The sequence below is a fragment of the Deltaproteobacteria bacterium genome (assembly GCA_011773515.1).
In the GTDB taxonomy this organism is placed as follows: Bacteria; Desulfobacterota; Deferrimicrobia; order J040; family J040; genus WVXK01.
Map to the genome: position 1 here is coordinate 32,776 of WVXK01000004.1, position 3,115 is coordinate 35,890.

At 56.3% G+C, this 3,115-nt stretch carries 2 protein-coding genes and 1 pseudogene (1 of these 3 cut by a window edge); 1 reads left to right on the forward strand and 2 read right to left on the reverse strand.

Annotation, left to right across the window (positions count from 1 at the left end):
* Nucleotides 1–387: pseudogene (locus GTN70_00680) on the reverse strand (cystathionine gamma-synthase) (it extends 710 nt beyond the left edge of the window).
* A gap of 184 nt (nt 388–571) precedes the next feature.
* Nucleotides 572–1,480: a hypothetical protein gene (locus tag GTN70_00685; GenBank protein ID NIO15516.1), complete on the reverse strand. Its 909-nt coding sequence runs from the start codon at nt 1,478–1,480 to the stop codon at nt 572–574.
* Between the two features lie 351 nt (nt 1,481–1,831).
* Here GTN70_00685 and GTN70_00690 point away from each other — a divergent pair.
* Nucleotides 1,832–3,115: tannase/feruloyl esterase family alpha/beta hydrolase (locus GTN70_00690; protein NIO15517.1), on the forward strand; the 1,284-nt coding region annotated here is incomplete at its 3' end.

Consider the following 3,115-nt stretch of genomic DNA (forward strand, 5'->3'; position numbering starts at 1 on the left):
CAGGTACGTGGGTATGCCCACCAGGGGCAGTTGATCGGCCAGCAGCTCCAGGGTTCCTCCATAGGCGTTCCCGATGCAGACGATACCTTCCCGCCCATGGGTGAAAAAGAGCGCCGCCTCCGCCGCCATCCCGGAGGCAAAGACCAGGGCGGCATCGGCATTTTCGAGACTCGCGAGCTTGAGCTCTACACTTCTTATCGTTGGATTCAACCCGTACCGGGTGTAGAGGTTTCCCGGACGCCTCCCCTCCACCACATCGAGGAGGTCTGCGGTGGATCTGAAGCCGAAGGTTGTGGTGTTGTACACAGGTGTGTGTGGGGACCCCTCGGCGTCCCTCACCTCTCCCGCGTGCACACAACGTGTAGACAAATCATATTTTTTTTCCATACGGCCCTCCCCAGGAACGTTCATGGTTTCGTATCAACAATTGTATCAATCTCCGGGACAACAATTACGAAATAAGGTTCGAGCAACCTTCTTTTGTCGAGCGGGCAGGTTAGAGTTTATAGTTTTGAGCTCAGGGTTAACAACAACTGAACTTCGGCTGTTCGGATGTTCAAGCCATCTATTATCAGATCGGTTTGTCCAGGAGCAGGGCCGTGCGGATCGCCTCGTCCATCTCACGGTTTTCCCTGCCGGACATGAAGAGTATGAAATCGAACAGGATCCGGAGTTTACCGGAGCCCGTATCGTGCATCTTCAGAAATGTGGTATTCCCCTGTGTGCCGTCCCGGTTCGTGTGAAAGAAGAGTACCTGACGGTAACGATTCCGAAGCTCCCGGTAGAGGTTACCGAGGTTCGGGCTCGTCACCGCGTCCACGTACGTCTTTCCCTCCTTACGGAGCGGGGCATAGAGTTTATTTACCGCCGGAACGCACCGTATCACCTCACCCACGGACCAGTTCGAAAAAGGGCTGTCCCGCCTGATCTCGCACAACTCCCCGTCTTCCAGGCAGTAGGCCCAGAAGGAGACGTTCTCCGGCAGCTCCGAGACCGGCACCTTCAAAAAAGCCGGGTTGACCCCATAGGCCAGGGCCTCTTCGGTGATGTCGTTGTCGAAGACGTGGGACGAACCGATCAGCTTCTGGAGCATCAAACGGCAGCCCCGGACCCACCCGGCGAGGTTGTGCCGTTTTTTCATGTCCCCGGTAAAGCTGTCGATCTTGGCGCGGCTTAAAGAAAGCATCTCCAGGTGCCACGCGATGGTGTAGAGCACGCCGTAGGAACTGGCGCTCACGGAGTGGACCGATTGGAACTCGCGCACCCTTTGCGGTCCGAGAAGCGAGAGGGCAACAAGGTGGGACCCTATCCCCAATCCCGGCCCGTCGATGATCAGGGCGCACTCGGCGAGGTCCGCCCGCTCGAGAAACTCCTCCAACCGGGCTCTCAGCCGTGCTACCTGCACGTCGGGAAAACCCTGTCTCTGGAGCAACTTCGGTATGCTCCCGACCCTTTTGAGTAGCCCATCTTTGCTTCGCATGACATCACACCTCGGCATACGAGCTCTTTACGTACCTTGCCGGAGCTCGTTCCTGCTACCGGTGCAGTGTTAAAACATTGTATCAGAAAAAGGGAAAAAGGAGGTCAGGGCTTCTTAGCCAAGATGGCGATATCACTTGACTCCGGGGAATAGGGTGTGCCTGCCACATCACAACACCACCCTTCCACCCCGAACCCTTGGTCTTCAAAGGCGTGGAAAACCTTGAAAAAGAAACCCTGTGGTTGCAGGGGCATCAAAAAATTAGATGTCGGCAGGCCCAGGGGTTAACATCCCAAGGTTTCAACGAAAATCGAGTCGAGACCGTAAATACAATGAGCGGAGGTACTTTACATGAGGAAACTCTTTGTCTCCGTAGTTATACTTCTTGGCTTCGCGTTATTCCACGCCCCCCTCAATGCTGAGCCGGTGTGTAATTCGGAGTCACTGCCGGAGCTGCCGGATGTCACCATAACATCGGTAACTCAAGAATCTGAGCCGGTGCCGCACTGCAAGGTGGCGGGCGTGATCGGTCCGGAGATCAATTTTGAGTTGCTGCTGCCCGAGAAGTGGAACGGCAAGTTCGTGATGGGCGGTGGCGGCGGCTTTGTGGGCTCGGTCATGAACGTGGCACTTCTGTATGGTGCACTGCAATCGGGCTACGCCACGGTGGGCACCGATACGGGGCATCAAGGCCATCCCCTGGATGGTAGCTGGGGGCTCAACAACATGGAGCGGATCGTGAACTTCGGCCACGCGGCCGTACACCGCACCGCTGTCACGGCGAAGGCATTGACCAGGACCTATTACCAGAAAGAGATTGCCCGCAACTACTTTATCGGCTGTTCCCGGGGCGGCGGCCAGGCCTTGATGGAAGCCCAGCGGTATCCGGAAGATTTCGAGGGAATTGTGGCGGGCGCACCCGCGTACAACTGGACCATGGGGGCAGGCGCGACCATGACCCAAAACATGCAGGCCATGTTTCCCGATCCCGGTAACATACAGGAGGCCATAGTCGGGCCCAAGGAGCAGGAATTAATCGAGTCGTCGTACCTGAGTATGTGCGATGAACAGGACGGAATCAAGGACGGCATCCTGAACGACCCCAGGCAGTGTAAGTTCGATGTGGCGACCCTGTTGTGCAAAGGCGAAAAAACGGACAGCTGCCTGAGCAGGGAACAGGTGAATGCGGTAAAAACCTACTACGGGGGCCCGAAAGATTCGAAAGGAAAACCCCTCTTCTACGGCTTTCCCTTTGGTGGTGAAACCGCCATCGGTGGCTGGCTTCGCTGGCTAACCGGCGGACTCAAGTACCAGAGTAAGCTCAATGAGTTCCAGGGAGGCGTAGAGGCCGGAGACTATCCATCCCCTGTGACACCCAACGCCCAGTATGGCTTCAGCACCAGTTTCATGAAATACCTGGTGTATCACGATTCGGATTGGACGTACAAAGATTATACCTTCGATACCTACCGTGAGGATTCCACGCTGGTTGGCGAAACCTTAAACGCCACCGATCCTGACCTCTCAGCATTCCGCGAACGGGGCGGAAAACTGCTGATGTACACCGGCTGGTCGGATGCCGCAATCTCTGCGCTGGCAACCATAGGGTACTATGAGGAGGTGGTGGCCCACGAT

Excerpts from the sequence above, each read along its gene's own strand:
- GTN70_00685 (NIO15516.1), bottom strand. The coding sequence starts at position 1,480 with ATGCGAAGCAAAGATGGGCTACTCAAAAGGGTCGGGAGCATACCGAAG.